This is a genomic window from Pseudoalteromonas sp. BZB3 (assembly GCF_040104455.1).
In the GTDB taxonomy this organism is placed as follows: Bacteria; Pseudomonadota; Gammaproteobacteria; order Enterobacterales; family Alteromonadaceae; genus Pseudoalteromonas.
In genome coordinates this window covers 53420-72114 of the sequence record NZ_JBECOS010000008.1, presented here as the reverse complement: position 1 = coordinate 72114, position 18695 = coordinate 53420, and the positions used below count along the sequence as shown (strand labels likewise).

The window sequence follows — 18695 nt, the reverse complement described above, 5'->3', positions numbered from 1 at the left end:
TTACGCACCAAATGGGTTACGAACAATCATTGTTTCGATACGGTCAGGACCTGTAGAGATGATATCTACTGGTACGCCTGTGATTTCTTCGATACGCTTGATGTAGTTGATAGCCGCTTCAGGAAGCTGCTCTACTGACGTTGCACCGAATGTATTTTCAGACCAACCTGGCATTTCTTCGTAAACAGGTGTTACTTTCTCGTAGCCTTCAGCTGCAAGTGGCGTAACGTTTGTTACTGTGCCATCTTCTAACTGGTAACCAGTACAGATCTTGATTGTTTCAACACCATCAAGTACGTCTAGTTTAGTTAAACAGAAGCCTGAAATTGAGTTGATCTGTACAGCGCGACGCATTGCAACAGCATCAAACCAACCAGTACGACGTAAACGACCTGTAGTCGCGCCGAACTCATGACCTTTGTCACCTAAGTGCTTACCTACTGGATCTTGCTTATCAAGACCATCGTAAAGCTCTGTAGGGAAAGGACCTGAACCTACACGCGTCGTGTAAGCTTTAACGATACCAAGTACATAATCTAGGTTAAGTGGACCGAAACCTGCACCCGTCGCAACACCACCAGCTGTTGTGTTTGACGACGTTACATATGGGTATGTACCGTGGTCGATATCAAGAAGTGTACCTTGAGCACCTTCAAATAAGATGTTGTCGCCTGCTTCACGTGTTTGGTCAAGTAGCTCAGTTACATCTACAACCATTGCTTTTAGGATATCAGCAACAGCCATTGCATCGTCATAAGTCTTCTGGAAGTCAACTGGGTCTACTTTGTAGTAGTTAACTAATGTGAAGTTATGGTACTCAAGAATTTCTTTAAGTTTTGCAGCAAACTGCTCTGGGTTGAATAGATCACCAACACGAAGACCGCGGCGAGCCACTTTATCTTCATATGCAGGACCGATACCACGACCAGTTGTACCAATCGCTTTTTCACCACGCGCTAGCTCACGCGCTTGGTCTAATGCTACGTGGTAAGGCAAGATCAGAGGACATGCTTCACTGATAAGTAGACGTTCACGAACTGGTACGCCACGCTCTTCAAGCATACCCACTTCTTTCATTAACGCGTCAGGTGCTAATACAACACCATTACCAATTACACACTTAACGTTGTCACGTAAAATACCTGACGGGATTAAGTGTAGAACTGTTTTCTCACCATTGATCACCAAAGTATGACCCGCGTTGTGGCCACCTTGATAACGCACAACAAGAGAAGCTTTATCTGTTAGTAGATCAACTACTTTACCTTTACCTTCGTCACCCCATTGGGTGCCTAGTACAACGACGTTTTTACCCATTGCAATATCACTTAGAAAAAATTAGGCGAGGATTTTACCAGAAAATGACAACGAAGATAACCGTAAAAGTGGTATTTTTTCTGTACTATGGAAGCGAATAAAACAATGTTTTGAAATGCAACAAAAAAGCCCTGAAAAAATCAGGGCTTTTTAATTAAGAAATACGAGCGCTATTTAATTACTTCGCGCCTTTCGCATCCTTCATGTAGTCAAAGAACTCGCTGTCTGGTGATAACACCATAACATCGCCTTTGTTATTGAAGGTTTTCTTATACGCTTCTAAAGAACGAACGAAACCGAAGAATTCCGCGTCTTTATTGTATGCATCAGCATAGATCTTAGCCGCTGTTGCATCCCCTTCACCTCGTACGCTTCGCGCATTACGCTCAGCATCAGCAAGCATAACCGTCACACGACGATCTACTTCTGCACGAATTGTTTCAGCTTTCTCTTGACCTTCAGAGCGGTGCTCTTTAGCTACCGCAGTACGCTCAGCACGCATACGACGGAAGATAGATTCACTCACTTCATTAGGTAGGTTGATTTGTTTTACACGAACGTCTAACACCTCAATACCTAACTCAGTCGCACTCTCAGATGCTTGCACCAAGGCTTCTGCCATTAACTCACTACGCTCACCAGATACAATCTCTTTGATTGTACGGTTACCGAAGTTAGTTCTCAGACCGTTATTCACTTTTTGCTTAAGTAGTGTTTCAGCATATTGCTTATCACCACGCGCACGCAGATAGTAAGCGCTGAAATCATTCACTCGCCATTTTACAAACGAATCAACGATTAAGTCTTTTTTCTCACTCGTTACGAAACGATCTGGTGCACCGTCAAGCGTTTGAATACGCGCATCAAGCTGCTTTACTTGGCTAAAGAAAGGCACTTTGAAATGAAGGCCTGGGCCATATACAACCGCGTTATCTTCACTGTCTTTTTGTACCTTACTGAATAGTAAAACAATTGCACGTTGACCTTCTTTAACAACAAACACCGATGAAAATGACATCAACACTGCAACAATTAAGAGGATAGAACTAAAATTTCTCATAACGCTTATCTCCCATTGTTGTTATATCTGTCATTTGAAAAACGATCTCTAGCGCTATTCACAGTACTGTTATTACGTGATTGCTGGCCTAAAGTTTGGCGTAATTGATTTAGGTCGTTCGCGTTTGGTAGTGTCATGGCGCCTTGTTGACCACTGCGCTGCATGATCTTATCAAGCGGTAAATACATCATGTTGTTACCACCTTTCACATCAACCAACACTTTACTACTGCTACCTAATACTTCTTCCATCATATCGATGTAAAGACGCTGACGAGTTACTTCTTTCGCCGCTTGATACTCAGGTAAAAGTTGCTCGAATCGTGCTACTTCACCCTGTGCTTCAAGAATAATACGCTCTTTGTAACCTTCAGCTTCTTGCGTCATACGAGTAACCTGACCACGTGCACGCGGCTCGATTTCTCTTTCGTATGCTTCTGCTTCACGAATGAAACGCTCTTCATCTTCTTGTGCCGCAATCGCATCATCAAACGCATCTTTTACTTCAGCTGGTGGGCGAGAATCTTTAAAGTTCACGTCAGTGATGATTAAACCAAGGTTGTATGGTTCAATAATCTTATTTAACTCGTCCCATGTACGTTGACGAACCACTTCACGACCCGTAGTTAACACTTGGTCCATGCGTGAATGACCTACAACATAACGAAGCGCACTATCAAGCGCTTGCTGTAAGCTGTGATCGGCATCTGTCACGCTAAAGCGATATAGCGTTGGGTCTACAACACGATACTGAACTTCGAATTCAACACTCACTACATTTTCGTCTTCAGTCAGCATGAAACCTGACGCTGATAACGAACGAACCGCTTCGATGTCGATTGGAATTACTTGTTCAATAAACGTTGCCTTCCAGCGTAAGCCTGGCTCAGCAATTCGATCGAATTTACCAAACTGTAATACAATGCCTCGCTCTGCTTCTTTCACGGTATAAATACCACTTAGAGCCCAAACAACGATAGCAATTAGCAATACAAAGGTAATACCTGCACCGCCTAAACCACCATTACTACCACCAGGTTTGCCGCCAAAAATACCGCCAAACTTATCGCCGAATTTACGGAATACTTCGTCAAGATCGGGTGGGCCTTGATCTTTACCACCGCGGTTTTTCCACGGATCGTTATCATTGCCATTCTTACCCGGCTCATTCCAGGCCATAGCTATACTCCATTGTTATCTAAAATGAATTAAGTTAAATCTAACAAATATCTCGCATGACTTATATCTTTATGCGAAGAAAATCGTAACAGTCTTTGTTTAAACTGAAACGATGAACTGCTCGATATTTGCACCTTGTTCTTTTTTCAACCTTTCCCAATCAACTTGTGGAATACGGACATCAAGCAGCCAATTGCCTTGCTCATCATAGTTTTCTTGTTTAACGCCGTTTAAATTAAACAGCGCTCCACGTAATTTACCTGACGCAGGTGGTACGCAAAGTGTGTGGGCAAACACTTTCTTTGCCAGTAGCTTAGAGATAGCCTCTAGTAGTAATTCAGTGCCCTCGCCAGTTTGCGCAGACAACCACACTCGAATTGGCACACCTTCGTCGTTAAAATCAATTCTTGGCTTAACATCTTCTAAGAGATCAATCTTGTTATAGACTAAAAGCTGAGGAATTTCATCTGCTTCAATCTCTTTAAGAACCGATTGTACCTCTTCTATGTTCTCTTTTCTTCTATTGTCAGCAACATCGATCACATGCAATTGTAGATCTGCCTCACGGGTTTCTGTCAGTGTCGCTTTAAACGCAGCGACTAAATCGTGAGGTAAATGTCTTATGAACCCTACAGTATCAGCAAAAATGACAGGGCCAATGTCGTCTATTTCTAACTTTCTAAGCGTTGGGTCAAGTGTTGCAAAGAGCTGATCTGCAGCATAAACCTCAGCATCAGTAACAAAATTAAATAAGCTAGACTTACCCGCATTGGTGTAACCCACTAAAGACACGGTAGGTACTTCATTTCGACTACGCGCACGTCTGCCCTGCTCTCGAACCGTAGCGACTTTTTCTAGCCTTTTACGTATACTTTTTATACGGTCTCTTAATAAACGACGATCGGTTTCAAGCTGAGTTTCACCCGGACCCCGTAAGCCAATCCCGCCTTTTTGACGTTCTAAGTGGGTCCAACCACGGATCAGGCGAGTTGAAATATGCCTAAGCTGAGCGAGCTCAACTTGTAGCTTACCTTCGTGAGTACGTGCTCGCTGGGCAAAAATATCTAAAATCAGTGTCGTTCTGTCTAATACACGACATTTACAGATACTCTCTAGGTTTCTTTCTTGAGAGGGGCTGAGTTGGTGATTAAAGATGATGACATCTGCGTTGTGGATTTTGACAACCTCAGCGATTTCTTCTGCTTTACCTGTTCCGACAAATAGTTTGGCATGTGGTGCTTGGCGACTGCCTTGCACAACCGCCAAACTTCTAACACCAGCAGAAGATACCAACATTTCTAACTCTCTGAGATCTTCTCGATCACCTTCGTTTTGAAAGTCGATATGAACTAAGATTGCCTGTTCGCCGGCTTCATAACGGTCAAACAAGCATTACGCTCCTAAAAAATTAATAATTACCTTCTTCGCTACCAGAATTATCTGTGTTATCACCGCCTTGTGCAGATTGGAAATTTACTGCTCTAGCAGGCACAACCGTTGAGATAGCGTGTTTGTAAACCATTTGGTTCACTGTATTTTCAAGTAAGATTACGAATTGATCGAATGATTGGATCTTACCTTGTAATTTGATGCCGTTAACTAAAAAAATTGAAACAGGAATGCGTTCACGGCGTAGTACATTCAAAAATGGGTCTTGTAAAGATTGGCCTTTTGCCATTGTCTTATCCTTCGTTTTAGGTGTTATTATATTTTCTTTGTTGAGAAAACTCGAACAGCTTGATTTATCAACTACTAATAGCTTAGCGAAGTTAGAACACGTTGCAAGTTTTCTTGCGAATCAGTCTCTAACCAAGTCACGTTTGGCCATCCCCTCAACCAAGTTAATTGTCGCTTTGCGAGTTGTCTCGTCGCCGCGACTCCTTTAAATAACATTTCATCGTGATCGTATTCGCCGGCTAAGTGTTCCCACATCTGTCGATATCCAACACAACGTATCGACGGTAAATCTAAATGTAGGTCTTCTCGCTGATATAGGGCCAAAACTTCATTTTTAAACCCCTGATCTAACATTATTTTAAATCTTTTTTCGATTCTGTCATGTAAGACTTTACGGTCAGAAGGGGCGATGGCGAATTGATGAAACGTATAAGGTAACTCTGGCTGCTTTTGTTGCTGCAACTCTGTCATGGTTTTACCTGTTAAACGATACACCTCTAATGCACGATTAATTCGCTGAGAATCATTTTCGCTGATCTTCGCTGCGGCTTCTGGGTCAACTTCAGTTAAAAGTCCATGAAGTGTAGGCCAACCAAACTCATTGGCTTCTTTTTCTAACTGGGCACGAACTTTGTCATCTGCTTCAGGCAAAGGTGATAGGCCTTCTATTAACCCCTTAAAATACATCATGGTGCCGCCGACTAAAATGGGCACTTTACCTTTCGCGTGCAGCGCATCGATACATTCAATGGCATCACGTCTAAATTCTGCAACCGAATAACTCTCTTTGGGATCGATCAGATCAATCAATTTATGTGGCGCTTGCGCCAGTTCTTGCGCATTGGGTTTCGCGGTACCAATGTCCATCCCTTTATACACCAGCGCAGAATCGACACTGATAATTTCTGTGTCTAAATGCTGACATAACTCAATTGCCAGTGCTGTTTTACCAGCGGCGGTTGGCCCCATTAGGGTAATGACAGGTAACTTACTCACTGTGCGCCTTGTTCTAAAATAATTTTAAACATATTACTGTCTAGTTTAACTGCTTTTGCCTGTATTGCTGAAAGACATTGTGTGTTGTTTTGTATTTTTATTTGTAAATTTGCAAAGCTATCACTGACATAATAGCTACTCGGTGTTTGCTCATACAACCACTCAAGCCAATGATGAATATCACTAAATTCTTTATTACAACACTCTAACGTGCGATTGATTAGCTCAGCCACATCTATGCTATACACATTGATTGGCAGTTTTTTAACCATAATGTATTTTTCAAAAAACTGAATATCAAATCCAAGCAAAGTAAGCCAAGATTGGTTTTTCTCGAGCGCTTGCTTATTTACAGAGTCTAAATTTACGCGAACTGGTAACAATAAAGCTTTACCAGTCAATGCCGCATCTTGCTCAATATCAGCTAGCCATAAAGGTAACAAAGCATACTTATAATGACTTAACAGAATATGATTTTGCTTTTTAACAAACAGCATCCCCTCAGCCAAAGGCATCATGTCGACTTCTGTACCAACTGTATTTGCTACATTGTCTTCGAGTGACGAAGCCTCTGAAGATGCTGGTGTTTGAGCTTGCGGTGTCAGTGCTTGGTAAAACTCATTGGCATTATATTGATGCTGAGTTTGCTCAGTCGTATTCTGGTTTACAGTTGCACGCCCCCCTGAGTATGAAGTTGAGTTCGCCCTACTACTTTGCCCGGCACTTGATGAAAATTGGCTAGGTTTGGGCGTAAAATCAAACCCTGAAGGGACTGATACAAGAGGCTCAGATGCGGAGGCCAGCTCTGAGCGATAGTTCTGCTGCTGAGCATCTTCGACATAATCTGGTTGTGTCTCTGCACTCAAACTACTTTGCTCTGGCATAAATACCGCTTGTTTCACTGCTTGCACAATAAAATCATGAACTAAACGCGCTTGATGAAAGCGCACTTCATGCTTGGCCGGATGCACATTAACATCAACTTGTCTTGGGTCCAATTCGAGATAAATCACAAAGCCGGGCAATTCTATTTGCCCCATCTGCTCTTCAAATGCTTGGCGTATTGCATGCAAAATAAGTTTATCTCGCATCATACGACCATTTACATAGGTATATTGTGAGTTGCCATTATCTCCACACGGTAATACCCAACCGTATAGTTTTAGGCCTTCAGCACCGGATTCGATATATGCTGCGTCGGTTGCAAACGCTTTACCCGCCACTTGTGCTACTCTGTCGGTACCCTGCTCTGGCGTTCGAGCACGATATTGACGAACCACTTTTTTATTGTGAGTCAGGGTAATTGCCACATCAAAGCGGCTTAACGCAATGCGTTTCACCAGCTCATCAATATGGCTAAATTCGGTTTTTTCGGTACGTAAAAACTTACGTCGAGCTGGGGTGTTAAAAAATAAATCTTTAACTTCAATCGTAGTGCCATTGGGGTGAGCAGTCGGCTGTACTTGCACGGCCATGTCTCTTCCCTCTGCGAATGCTTGCCAAGCAGTTTCTTGCTCTGCGGGCTTTGAACTTAAAGTAAGACGCGATACCGAGCTGATTGATGCCAAAGCTTCACCACGAAACCCCAAAGATGAGATGCATTCGAGATCATCTAAACTTTTCAATTTGCTGGTCGCATGACGAGAGAGTGCCAAAGTAAGTTCATCTTTGACAATACCGCGACCATTATCACGAATGCGGATCAGCTTATGACCGCCGCGTTCAATATCGATAGTGATGCGATTTGCTCCTGCATCAATACTATTTTCGACTAACTCTTTAACAACAGAAGCAGGCCTTTCAACCACTTCACCCGCTGCAATTTGGTTTGCTAAACGGGCTGGTAAAATTTCAATGCTCATGCTCATCTACACTTTAGGGATTTTTAATACCTGGCCTATATACAAGGTATTTTTACTCAGTTTATTGGCTTTTTTCAGCGCCGATACCGTGGTGCCGTAACGCTGTGCTAATAAACTCAATGACTCGCCACGCTTCACCTTATGCTGCATAGGCTTATTTTCTTTCAAGCGAGCAAATAATGAATCAACAGGTGGGTTCTTTTGGTAGTGAGCACGAATAGCTTTAAAAACTGCACGAGCAAGTCGTTCTTGGTGACGTGCCGTTTTAAGCATTTTTTCTTCTTTTGGATTTGAGATAAATCCTGTTTCAACCAAAATAGACGGTATATCAGGTGACTTTAGAACTCCAAAATTAGCAGACTGAGGCGTTTTTTTATGCAATTTAGAGACTTTCTTCAGCTCTCTTACGACTTCTTCGGCAACGGTAAAACCCGTCTTCATGGAGTGGTCCATCGACATATCTAATAAGGCTTTTGCTAGATAGCGCTCATTTGCCGTGTCTTTAATCAAATCAGCAGCACCACCTAGTAATTGAGAGTGCTTTTCTCGGTCTTCTAGCCATTTACCAGTTTCTGACTGCGCGCGTCGTAAAGATAATACCCATACTGAGGTGCCGTTAGGTTCTGGTCGAGTAAATGCGTCGGCATGAATAGACACAAAAAAGTCAGCACGTTTTTGTCTTGCTTTTGAAGTACGTGTATTGAGCTTTAGAAAGTAGTCTCCAGTGCGAGTGAGCCTTGCTTGCATACCCGGTTCTGCATCAATCATCCTCGCCAGCCGTTTCGCAATCGGGAGCGTTATATTTTTTTCATAGGTCCCTGAAGGGCCAATTGAACCTGGGTCTTCGCCACCGTGACCGGCATCTATTGCAACAATAATATCCCTATCAGTCACGCGTTCCCGCTTTTTCTTAGTATCGTTCGCCTCTAAGCTTTTTTGCTTACCATATAAATCTATCACCAAACGGTTTTTATAAGGCCCTGTGGGTGCCAAAGCAAAAATAACAGGTCGAGCAGTACGCGTTAAATCGAACACCAAGCGGGTACTTTTCGCACTTTTGGGTTTGCTATAACGCAGCTTAGACAATACCCGATGCTCTTTAGGAATTGCCGGCAGCTTGTTATGCTTTTTTGTGTTTTCTAAATCAACCACTAAACGAAGCGGGTTCTTTAGCATAAAGTAGCTAAACTCGGGTTTGGCTGACATATCAAGCACGACGCGGGTACTCTCAGGTGAAGGCCACACCCGAACCCCTTCGATGCTATTTTTTGCCCATGCCGATACACTCAGTAACAGGCAAAAGATGAGACTTAACTGTATTATTTTAATTATTCTTAGACTGTTCATCGTTTTGTAGTGTGTTTAGTATTGCAATACCTCGTTCAGACTCAGCTTCTATACTGATCTGTCTTTGCTCCCCTTGGTACTGCATAGTAATGTTTAAATCGGGAGTCGGGATAAACCCGTGACCCTTTTCAGGCCATTCAATCACGCAAATCGCTGTCGGTGCAAAATAATCTCGGATCCCCATATACTCTAGCTCTTCAGGATCGCCCAAACGATATAAATCAAAATGATAAACAGAGCAATTCGATAATTCATAAGGCTCTACTAGGGTATAGGTTGGACTTTTAACCTTACCTGTGTGACCTAAGCCCTGCACAATGCCGCGTGTTAAAGTGGTTTTTCCTGCCCCGAGATCACCATGTAAAAAAATCACCGCGCCTTGTTGAACAACCTGAGCAAGCCTGCCACCCATATTCACGGTTGCAGTTTGATCCTCTAACAATAAAGTAAACGTATTACGCATGTTTATCCTAATAAACGTCGAATATAAACGAATAAATCACTGGCTAGTAACCCCTTTTCACCATCTTTAGCAGCTATCTGCGCTGCTAATCCGTGAATATACACCGCGAGTTGTGTAGCGGTGTTTTGGGCTAACCCTTGTGCAATTAAAGCAGCAATCATACCAGATAAAACATCTCCCATCCCAGCACTGGCCATTGCAGGCGTTCCTGAGCGGTTAATTGCTGTGCAATTGCCATCATATATCAAACTGCCTGGCCCCTTTAATACCACTGAAGCCATATATTCTTCATGGAGTAATTTCGCCACTTCGAAGCGAGCAGACATACTGTAATGCTCACCTAATAACCGCCTAGCCTCTCCTTCATGGGGTGTAATGACGCACCTTGGTAATTTTTTTGGTCGCTTTGCTAGTAAGTTTAAGCCATCGGCATCTAAGACTATTTCACCATCAAACTCTATGGCAGTATCAAACAGCTTCTTTGCCCAACTAGATTGTCCAAGTCCTGGTCCTATCACTAAGACATCGGCTTTATCCATAAGTGCCAATAAATCAGCTTTATTTTCAAGACCATGAACCATAAGCTCATAGCGCCCTTGTAATACCATGGCAACATTATCTGGATGCGTTGCGACACTGACAAGGCCAGCCCCTGCGCGTAAACAGGCCTCTGCCGCGAGCCGTATGGCACCAGCCATCCCCTTCCCACCACCAATTAATAACACATGACCACATTGGTTTTTGTATGTGTCTATTGCTCTTGCTGGACTGTTCGAAAGGTGCTCACATTGATTGAGGTAAGTGGCACTAGGCTTAATAAGCGTTGCAAACGCTTCTGCAATTCCCAATTCAGCTAAATAGAGTCGACCACAATGCGCCGTCGCTTTACCCGTTAATAAGCCTTGCTTCAAAGCGATAAAGGTCAGCGTGACATCTGCTTTAAAGGCGCCAATAGCAACCTCTGATGAATTGGCATTAACACCGCTGGGGACATCTATACTCACCTTAGTTGCAGTGCTTTTTTCACATTGAGCAAAAATAGAAATAAGCGGAGCACTTAGATCACCTTTAAACCCTGTGCCAAATATGCCATCCACAATGACATCAAACGTTTGCTGCTGAGGCCAACCTGCACTGAATTCTACTTCACATAATTTAGCATGCTGGTAGGCTTTTAACGCATCACCTTGCAATAAACTAGTAGGAAACACACTGTAAACGACAACCTGCCGGCCCGTTTGCTGTAAATGCGCAGCCAACAAGTAGGCGTCTCCCGCATTATTGCCTTTTCCAGCCAAGATCAAGATTCGTTCAGCATCAACAAACTCGACGTCAAACAAACTGAATAATGCCTCACCAGCTCGTTGCATTAATTGCCATAAAGACAGTCCCATTTTTTTCGCAGCTTGTGCTTCATAAGCTTGTACCTGTTGGGCGAGGTATGCGTATTGTGGTAAATTAGTGGTGTATTTAGCTTCCAAGATTATGATTCCGTGACTGCCACTAAGATTGATTATATTGAACTTGCTGCAAAAATTAAGCAATGGGGTAAAGAATTTGGCTTTGCCGACGTTGGGATCACTGACATTGATCTGAGAGAACACGAAGCTCAACTGCAGCGCTGGTTAGATAATGGCTATCATGGCGAAATGAGTTACATGGCCGCCCATGGAATGAAACGGGCAAGACCCGCTGAACTTGTCCCGGGCACTCAGCGGATCATCAGTGTAAAAATGAATTATCTGCCACCTGAAGCGAGCTTTGCAAAGGCGCTTGGAAATAAAGAAACCGCCTATATTAGCCGCTATGCGTTAGGTCGTGATTACCATAAAGTGATCCGTAATAAACTGAAGAAGCTTGGACAACAAATTGAACAAGAAGTTGGACAGTTTGGCTTTCGCCCTTTTGTGGATTCTGCGCCAGTACTAGAACGCCAACTCGCCGAAAAAGCGGGGCTTGGGTGGCGTGGTAAAAACAGCTTGTTAATCAATAAACAAGCTGGTTCATGGTTTTTTTTAGGAGAGTTATTTGTTGACTTACCCCTTCCTATTGATAAACCAAACAAAGAAGAAGGCTGTGGAAAATGCACTGCCTGTTTAACATTGTGCCCTACTGGTGCCATTGTTGAACCCTATGTTGTTGATGCTAGGAAGTGCATTTCGTATTTAACCATCGAGTTGCAAGGCCCCATTCCTGAAGAGTATCGCACTCTTCTGGGCAATCGCGTATATGGGTGTGATGACTGTCAGCTGGTTTGCCCTTGGAATCGCTTCGGGCAACTTACTCAAGAAGATGATTTTGCGCCACGTAAGAACCTAAAAGATCAAGAACTTCTGGTTTTGTTTAGTTGGACAGAAGATATATTCTTGAAAAATACCGAAGGCAGTCCAATTCGCCGAATTGGTTTCGAACGCTGGCAGAGAAACCTAGCTGTTGGGCTCGGAAATGCACCATTTAATCAAACCATCGTAAACGCATTAGAAGCTGCGCTTTATCAAAGTAGTGATTTGGTTAAAGAGCACATTGAATGGGCTTTAGAGCAACAAAGGCAAAAACAGCGCAATGAAGATAGAAAGCAATCGCGCTTGATCCGCATTATTGAAAAGGGATTACCGCGCGATGCTTAAGTAGTGGTTGCCCCACTACTTTTTATTGATTAGTGATAAATCCGCTTCGATTTCAGCAAAAGCCGTTCTGACTCTAGTGATAGACTCTTCACGCGCAACAGAGTTTTGGATTGCCTCATCAACATTAGTGAAGATAAATACTTCTTGGTCTTCATCTAAGCCCATCGTCGGGATCCGGTTCTCAAACTGCTCTTGCAGTGAGCGAAATACCTCTTCGTTGTGCTTACGGTTATCGTCCAGTAACGACATTAATCCGGTAAATTTACTATGCACCATAGAAATGACTTCTGAGAGGTTTTGCTGCTGTTCTTGTAACTCTCTGCGTGTCAAAATTGACAAAAGTTGCTGCTCAGTCACACTCACGATAAAGCAAATATGATCGCGAATACGACCATGCTTTTCTTCATCGTCTTCAGGCATATTCAAAATCAATAGGCTGAGATTTTCGTAATTTACCAGAATACGGTTTTGGAACTCATGTAAACGGCCTTTTGATTTGAGGATCTCAAAAAGTTCCAGCACAATCGGAGAACATAAACCTGATGACGCAAAATGCTGCCTGTCGTCGTCAATTCTTAACTCCATATTACAATTCAAACCAAAACTTGAAAGACAACTGATCAAGGCTTGTGCTAATTCAGAGACATCGTCTATTTGACCGATTTGCTCGATGTAATTAACAATTTGCCCCATTTCACTACTGGTCGCCATGGCGCTAAATGCAGTGCTTGTTGCATCTTCAACTTGTTGTTCCAGACTTTCTTTTTCAAGTAAAATCTGCCCCAAATTACTGAGTTTGCTTTTTAATTCACCATGAGCGAAAGGCTTAACAATATAGTCTTCGGCACCTACGGAATAACCTTCCATACGCTCTTCAACTGAACCTCGAGCAGACACAAACATAACGACAATATCTTTAGTGACTGGGTTTGCTTTTATTTGACGGCATACTTCATAGCCATCCATACCCGGCATACTTACATCAAGTAAAACGACTTGAGGGGAAAACGACTCCAGCACTTCTAAACATTCAGGTCCGCTTTCTGCAGTCACCAATTGTAAGTCCAAGTCTTCTAAGATTTCTTCTATGATCTCTAAATTAAACGGCTCGTCATCAACAGCTAAAATTCTTTGCAATGCCATGATCTATTCCTTTTCTTGATACCTATAGAATAGTTATAGTCTTGGTTTAACAAGTTTGCTAAACCATTAATTCGTTTTGTTTCTTTAATGGTAACTCAATCATCACAGTTGCACCGCCATTATTATTGTTCTTAGCGCAAATATAACCCTTATGTAGTAGTATAAACTCCTTACAAATCGCTAAACCGAGCCCAGTTCCACCTGCACCACTATTGGTTTTACTACTTTGCACAAACTTAGAAAAGACCTGCTCTAGCTCGTCTTCAGGAATACCGACACCACTGTCACTGATTGCAATATTGACCTTTTCTTCAACTAAGGTAATCGCAACACCTATCTCACTGTCTTTCGTGCTAAATTTAAGTGCGTTTCCTAGCAGGTTTCGCATCACCTGATTAAGTTGTTCTTGGTCACAAAACAGCGGCAATTTATCTACTGGAGAATTGACTCGAATTTGAATATTCTTCTCCATTGCAGAGCCTGCGACATCTTCGATGCCTGTTTTAATGATCGCCATTAAATCATTGTTACTTGGGTTAAATGGAAAATGGCCCGCATCGAGTTTTGACAGGTCTAACAAATTATTGAGTAGTAAAAGTAAACGCTCACCACTGGTTTCTATTCGCGATAAATATTTTTTTAATTTATCGACAGGGGTTTCTCCTGCACCAAGCTTATCTAGCCCAAAGCGTGCAAAACTTAAAATGGAATGCATAGGAGTACGAAGCTCATGTGACATATTGGCTAAAAACTCTGATTTACTTTGGTTAGCCGCTTCAGCGTCATCTTTTGCTTTTTGTAACTGTGCAGTACGCGCTTGTACTTCAACTTCTAATACTTCTTTCGCTTCTTCTAATAATTGTTGCTTTTTCTTTAGTTGCGTGACATTTTTTAATATCACTGCAAATGCCATTTCACCATGATGGTCAATTTCGGTAAAAGTGCCCATAAGTGGCACCGCGCCGCTTTCTCTGGGTAACAATAACTCAAAATCAAAATGTCTATGAGCACCCACACCTTGGATCGCCGTTTTAAGACCTGAAGCAGTCTCTTTATCAAATAGCTCGAAAATAGAATGTTCCGGTAAGTCTTCAGGAGACAGTTTTAATAGTTCACCACAGGCATCATTCGCTTCAATGATTTTGCCATTTCGAGAAAACAGCATAATAGGATCAGGCGTATGCTTATAGATAACTCGAAGTAAGCTGTCTCTTTCTATTAAGGCATCAACGGTGTCTTGCAGTCGTTCAACCAGCTCTTGGTTATGACGTTTGAGCAGTTCGGTTTGCCATAATTTATGCAATGATTGCAGTAGTTCACTTTCATCAAAAGGTTTGATCAGTACATCTTCAACGCCTTGACGAATGGCTTCCATCATATCAACTTGATTTGCTCGAGAGGTAAACAACAGACATCGGCAGTGTGGATATACCATTTTAAGCGCATTAAATACTTCAAGCCCTGTGCCTTGCTCCAAATTAAAGTCACTGATCAGCAAGTCAATATCATTATCTTTGGCAAGCTCTAAGGCTTCTTCTTTGCAATGCGCTGTTAACACTTGGAGTTGAGCGCCGCGTAGACTGGTTGCCAAAGATTCAAGTCGTTCGTGAAAATGGTCAACCAACAACACTTTTGGTAATACGAGCCGAGAATCAATGCCAATCTCTAAGACTCGCTCTAATAGGTTGGTAATTTCTTTATTAGCAAAGAAGGGATAAATCACAATACCATTAGGTAAAGCGCGATTAAATTGACTAAAAACTTGCAAATGCTCTGTATTATCTGGCTTTGGAGCAAGTAAGATGAGCTTAGAATGCGCTCGTAAAACAGACAAGCTATCTAGATATTCACTGGGGATCCCATGCGCAATGGCAACAACATCATATTGGTTGAAATCAAACTCTTCATTTAACATGCGATAATGAATATGTTCTACTTCACCACCTAGTAGCTCAAATAGCACTTTAAGGCGCATGGCCAATACACTGTTACTATCAATTATCAGTATTTTATTAGACATAGCTCGTTCTTAGACTCTATTTTTCAGCCAACCACATATTGACTGAGCAAACTCACACTTGAGCAAATCTGTGATTAATTATGACAATCACAAATGCTTCCCTAGAATAGTCAAACTATAAGTCTGATCATCCATTTCTGCCACTTGAGGAAACTCGCCCCATACAGCATAGCTATGCTGTTTAAATAGCTTAATACTTGGGGTGTTATGCGAAAATACAAAACCAAGTAATACTTTTAGGCCTATCTCTCGACCATGTTCTTCCGCAAATTCGAGCAGCTTTTTGCCCAACCCCTGACCACGTGCATTGTGAGTAATATAAATACTAATTTCTTTGCAATTCTGGTATGCCGGTCGCCCATAAAAGTCTTTATAACTTAACCACCCAAGTACATCTTCACCATCGTAACAAACAAAAATAGGCGAGCGCTTATTATGACTTTCAAACCAAGCTATTCGAGACTCAACAGTCACGGGCTCGGTGTCAGCTGTCACCATACGGCCGGCAATGGTTTCGTTGTAAATGGCAACTATCGCCTCTAAATCGGATGCTTGTGCATAGCGAATATTCATTACTTTTACTCTACAATGATCGTGGTAAACGAAGAATTCGTATCTTAAACTAATCAAATAAAAAATGGGAAAACATATGTGTAAGTATTTATTAAGTTTAATAATTTTGTGCTATGCGCTGCTAACAACGCCAGTGCAGGCAAATAGCTGCGATGACTTCACGAATGTCACAATGCGAAAACTGCACTCTGAGGAGTCAGTAAATTTTTGTGAATTTAAAGATAAACCACTGCTGATTGTGAATACGGCCAGTAATTGTGGTTTTACAGGCCAATTTGAAGAACTTGAAGCCCTGCACCAAAAATACAAAGACAAAGGCCTAGTAGTAATTGGTTTTCCTAGCGACGACTTTTTCCAAGAAGAAAACGATGAAGCAGATACCGCTGAAGTCTGTTACGTAAATTACGGGGTAACATTCACAATGCTCTCAACAACAGCCGTTCGCGGTGATGATGCAAACCCTATTTTCAAACACCTTAATGCAGAGACAAGTTCACCAAAGTGGAACTTCTATAAATATCTTGTTTCAGCAAACAGAAAAACGGTGCAACGCTTTAATAGCCGAACTAAGCCGCTTTCGGAAAATTTAACTCAAGCAATTGAAAATTCACTATAACCGTTGCGCGAGAAAAAATTCTATCTATACTAGAATAAACTATGAGTAAATATTGCTCAGACTTAGAATTATGGAGAATGTATGACAGTTGCCAGTGCAAGACATATTTTAGTTGAAAGCGAAGCGCTTTGCTTAGAATTGAAATCAGAAATAGAGCAAGGTGCAGACTTCGCAGAACTTGCAAAAAAACACTCAAGCTGTCCGTCAGGCCAAGATGGTGGTGAGCTAGGCGAATTTGGACCAGGTATGATGGTACCAGAATTCGATAAAGTCGTTTTTTCTGCACCGGTTAATCAAGTACAAGGACCAGTGCAAACTCAGTTTGGTTACCATTTACTAGAAGTAACAAGCCGAACTGAATAAACATCAGTATATTCTAAAGCCGCTTTAGCGGCTTTTTTTATACCTATTTCAAAGGTATTTTTTCAATAAGCATAAAAGATAGGAGCCGATTTATGCACTTGTATGGTTCTGACACCTCTCCCTACGCGCGCCGCATTCGTATGTTTGCCCAGTATCACCAATTTGATTTACCTTACACTTGTCTTGATATATTTACGCAAGCAGATCGACAAACCATGATTGAACACAACCCGACCCGGAAAATCCCATTTCTAACTGATGGTGAGTTAAACATCGCGGACTCGGGGTTCATCATGCGTTATTTAACTGAACAATATCAGATCCCTGAAATGACTTGGTGGCAAGCTAACCAACTAGTTCAAGTCGATGCTTGTAATGACTCATTAATTGAATTGTTACTTTGCCATCGTTCAGGCTTTGATACCTCTGAAAACAAACTATTCTTCAACCTTCAATATGAACGCATTGCTGCACTTTTGGCCTATTTAAATGAACAATGTGTGAAAGAAGCGTTTTTAGAAAGCAGTTATCTCAAGATCAGTTTATACTGCCTGCTAGATTGGATCTTGTTTCGTGATCTCTATAATTTGCAAGACTTTGCAGCCTTGGTGGCATTCCATCAAGTACAAAGTAATTTGCCTGGTGTAGCACAAACTGATCCTAGACATTCTTGATAGCTTAAACAGGATAAGATGATGAGCGAAATCGAAATTGAATCAGAATTAGTCACATTTGTTGAGCAAGCCCGCCTTGGAGCGCAAGTTTGGGCTTTAGGCGCAGAAGATGGTGGCGTCGTTGTTTGCGAGTCAAACCAGTTTGAAAATGCGGATGTCCTTTTGCTATGGGATAGTGAAGAAAAAGCAAAAGCACAATGTAAAGACGAGTGGCAAGCATACTCGCCTATGGCCATCGACCTAGACGAGTTACTAGACGAGTGGGTTGAAGATTTAAACGAAGACCAAGCACTATTTGGCTTAAACTGGAACGATGAGAACGTGTGTGTAGAAATCGAGCCTACTGGCTTAGCACGCGCTTTGTGTGACTAACGCAATCAAAGTTCCTTCGATAGCACGCACATAAGCTTGTGTGTGCTCTCCTCTATGAATTGGTGGCATCAGCGGCTCTGCGCCGGCTTCAACCGCTTTATCATAACTCTCAATCACATTTTCACACTCAATACACAATTCAAACCCCAGTGCGGGCTGCTTTGGGTGGCTACGAATATAACTTTGCTTAAACTGCGCTTGCGCCAAAGGGTGTGAGGCAAAGCCAAGTGTCACCATACCTGTATCTAACTCACCATAATCAGCCGCTTCAGTCAGCGCAGTAGTCGCAAAACCAAAAGCTTGATAGTAAAAATCTAACGCCTCTTCAACTGAGTCGACATAAATGATTGTTTTTAAATACTGCATGTTCAGAAGTAGATTAAAAATCGCTTAAACTAAGCATACTA

19 protein-coding genes are annotated in these 18695 nt (G+C 42.1%); 5 read left to right on the top strand and 14 right to left on the bottom strand.

Annotation, left to right across the window (positions count from 1 at the left end; translation table 11 throughout):
• The 10 genes from ABMY35_RS05970 to ABMY35_RS05925 all read right to left on the bottom strand — a co-directional run bounded on the left by ABMY35_RS05970 (position 1) and on the right by ABMY35_RS05925 (position 11381).
• A complete protein-coding gene (locus ABMY35_RS05970) occupies positions 1-1317 on the bottom strand; it encodes an adenylosuccinate synthase (protein ID WP_058030976.1) in 1317 nt (438 codons plus the stop codon).
• A gap of 178 nt (positions 1318-1495) precedes the next feature.
• Positions 1496-2377 carry a protease modulator HflC gene (gene hflC, locus ABMY35_RS05965; RefSeq protein WP_058030977.1) on the bottom strand — a complete coding sequence of 294 codons (882 nt, stop codon included), beginning with the start codon at positions 2375-2377 and terminating at the stop codon, positions 1496-1498.
• A 5-nt stretch (positions 2378-2382) separates the two neighbouring features.
• A complete protein-coding gene (gene hflK / locus ABMY35_RS05960) occupies positions 2383-3555 on the bottom strand; it encodes an FtsH protease activity modulator HflK (RefSeq protein WP_349285431.1) in 1173 nt (390 codons plus the stop codon).
• A 99-nt stretch (positions 3556-3654) separates the two neighbouring features.
• Positions 3655-4944, bottom strand: coding sequence for a ribosome rescue GTPase HflX (gene hflX / locus ABMY35_RS05955; protein WP_349285430.1), 1290 nt, complete (start codon positions 4942-4944; stop codon positions 3655-3657).
• Between the two features lie 19 nt (positions 4945-4963).
• Positions 4964-5233, bottom strand: a complete 270-nt coding sequence (gene hfq / locus ABMY35_RS05950; RefSeq protein ID WP_138478010.1) for an RNA chaperone Hfq — start codon at positions 5231-5233, stop codon at positions 4964-4966.
• A 74-nt stretch (positions 5234-5307) separates the two neighbouring features.
• Entirely contained in the window at positions 5308-6201 is an 894-nt protein-coding gene (miaA, locus tag ABMY35_RS05945) for a tRNA (adenosine(37)-N6)-dimethylallyltransferase MiaA (protein ID WP_349285740.1), read from the bottom strand.
• A 23-nt stretch (positions 6202-6224) separates the two neighbouring features.
• Positions 6225-8090 (bottom strand): DNA mismatch repair endonuclease MutL, encoded by a 1866-nt coding sequence (gene mutL, locus ABMY35_RS05940; RefSeq protein ID WP_349285429.1) that lies wholly within the window; start codon positions 8088-8090, stop codon positions 6225-6227.
• A gap of 6 nt (positions 8091-8096) precedes the next feature.
• Positions 8097-9437 (bottom strand): N-acetylmuramoyl-L-alanine amidase, encoded by a 1341-nt coding sequence (locus ABMY35_RS05935; RefSeq protein WP_349285428.1) that lies wholly within the window; start codon positions 9435-9437, stop codon positions 8097-8099.
• On the bottom strand, positions 9415-9900 hold the full coding sequence (gene tsaE / locus ABMY35_RS05930) for a tRNA (adenosine(37)-N6)-threonylcarbamoyltransferase complex ATPase subunit type 1 TsaE (protein ID WP_349285427.1): 486 nt from the start codon (positions 9898-9900) through the stop codon (positions 9415-9417). Before tsaE ends, ABMY35_RS05935 begins: the two co-directional genes overlap by 23 nt.
• Positions 9901-9902: 2 nt before the next feature.
• Positions 9903-11381, bottom strand: a complete 1479-nt coding sequence (locus ABMY35_RS05925; protein WP_349285426.1) for an NAD(P)H-hydrate dehydratase — start codon at positions 11379-11381, stop codon at positions 9903-9905.
• 12 nt (positions 11382-11393) lie between these two features.
• On the opposite strand from ABMY35_RS05925, the gene queG reads away from it, so the two are divergent.
• Positions 11394-12527: a tRNA epoxyqueuosine(34) reductase QueG gene (queG, locus tag ABMY35_RS05920; RefSeq protein WP_349285425.1), complete on the top strand. Its 1134-nt coding sequence runs from the start codon at positions 11394-11396 to the stop codon at positions 12525-12527.
• Positions 12528-12542: 15 nt separating this feature from the next.
• Here queG and ABMY35_RS05915 read toward each other — a convergent pair whose 3' ends face one another.
• From ABMY35_RS05915 to ABMY35_RS05905, 3 genes are all read right to left on the bottom strand, one after another.
• The gene (locus tag ABMY35_RS05915; RefSeq protein WP_349285424.1) at positions 12543-13670 is read right to left on the bottom strand and encodes a response regulator; all 1128 of its coding nucleotides are present in this window, start codon (positions 13668-13670) and stop codon (positions 12543-12545) included.
• A 58-nt stretch (positions 13671-13728) separates the two neighbouring features.
• Positions 13729-15690, bottom strand: coding sequence for an ATP-binding protein (locus ABMY35_RS05910; RefSeq protein ID WP_349285423.1), 1962 nt, complete (start codon positions 15688-15690; stop codon positions 13729-13731).
• An 87-nt stretch (positions 15691-15777) separates the two neighbouring features.
• A complete protein-coding gene (locus ABMY35_RS05905; protein WP_349285422.1) occupies positions 15778-16263 on the bottom strand; it encodes an N-acetyltransferase family protein in 486 nt (161 codons plus the stop codon).
• A 76-nt stretch (positions 16264-16339) separates the two neighbouring features.
• Here ABMY35_RS05905 and ABMY35_RS05900 point away from each other — a divergent pair, with 76 nt between their 5' ends.
• The 4 genes from ABMY35_RS05900 (at position 16340) to ABMY35_RS05885 (ending at position 18288) form a co-directional block, all read left to right on the top strand.
• Positions 16340-16879 (top strand): glutathione peroxidase, encoded by a 540-nt coding sequence (locus ABMY35_RS05900; RefSeq protein ID WP_349285421.1) that lies wholly within the window; start codon positions 16340-16342, stop codon positions 16877-16879.
• Positions 16880-16960: 81 nt separating this feature from the next.
• Positions 16961-17242 (top strand): peptidylprolyl isomerase, encoded by a 282-nt coding sequence (locus tag ABMY35_RS05895; RefSeq protein WP_349285420.1) that lies wholly within the window; start codon positions 16961-16963, stop codon positions 17240-17242.
• Between the two features lie 92 nt (positions 17243-17334).
• Complete coding sequence (locus ABMY35_RS05890; protein ID WP_349285419.1) at positions 17335-17916, top strand: glutathione S-transferase family protein; 582 nt, start codon at positions 17335-17337, stop codon at positions 17914-17916.
• Between the two features lie 21 nt (positions 17917-17937).
• Positions 17938-18288 (top strand): DUF2750 domain-containing protein, encoded by a 351-nt coding sequence (locus ABMY35_RS05885; protein WP_058030992.1) that lies wholly within the window; start codon positions 17938-17940, stop codon positions 18286-18288.
• Here the strand turns inward: ABMY35_RS05885 and ABMY35_RS05880 are convergent.
• Positions 18265-18654 carry a VOC family protein gene (locus tag ABMY35_RS05880; RefSeq protein WP_138477985.1) on the bottom strand — a complete coding sequence of 130 codons (390 nt, stop codon included), beginning with the start codon at positions 18652-18654 and terminating at the stop codon, positions 18265-18267. The two genes, ABMY35_RS05885 and ABMY35_RS05880, sit on opposite strands and share 24 nt — an antisense overlap.
• Positions 18655-18695 lie beyond the last annotated feature (41 nt).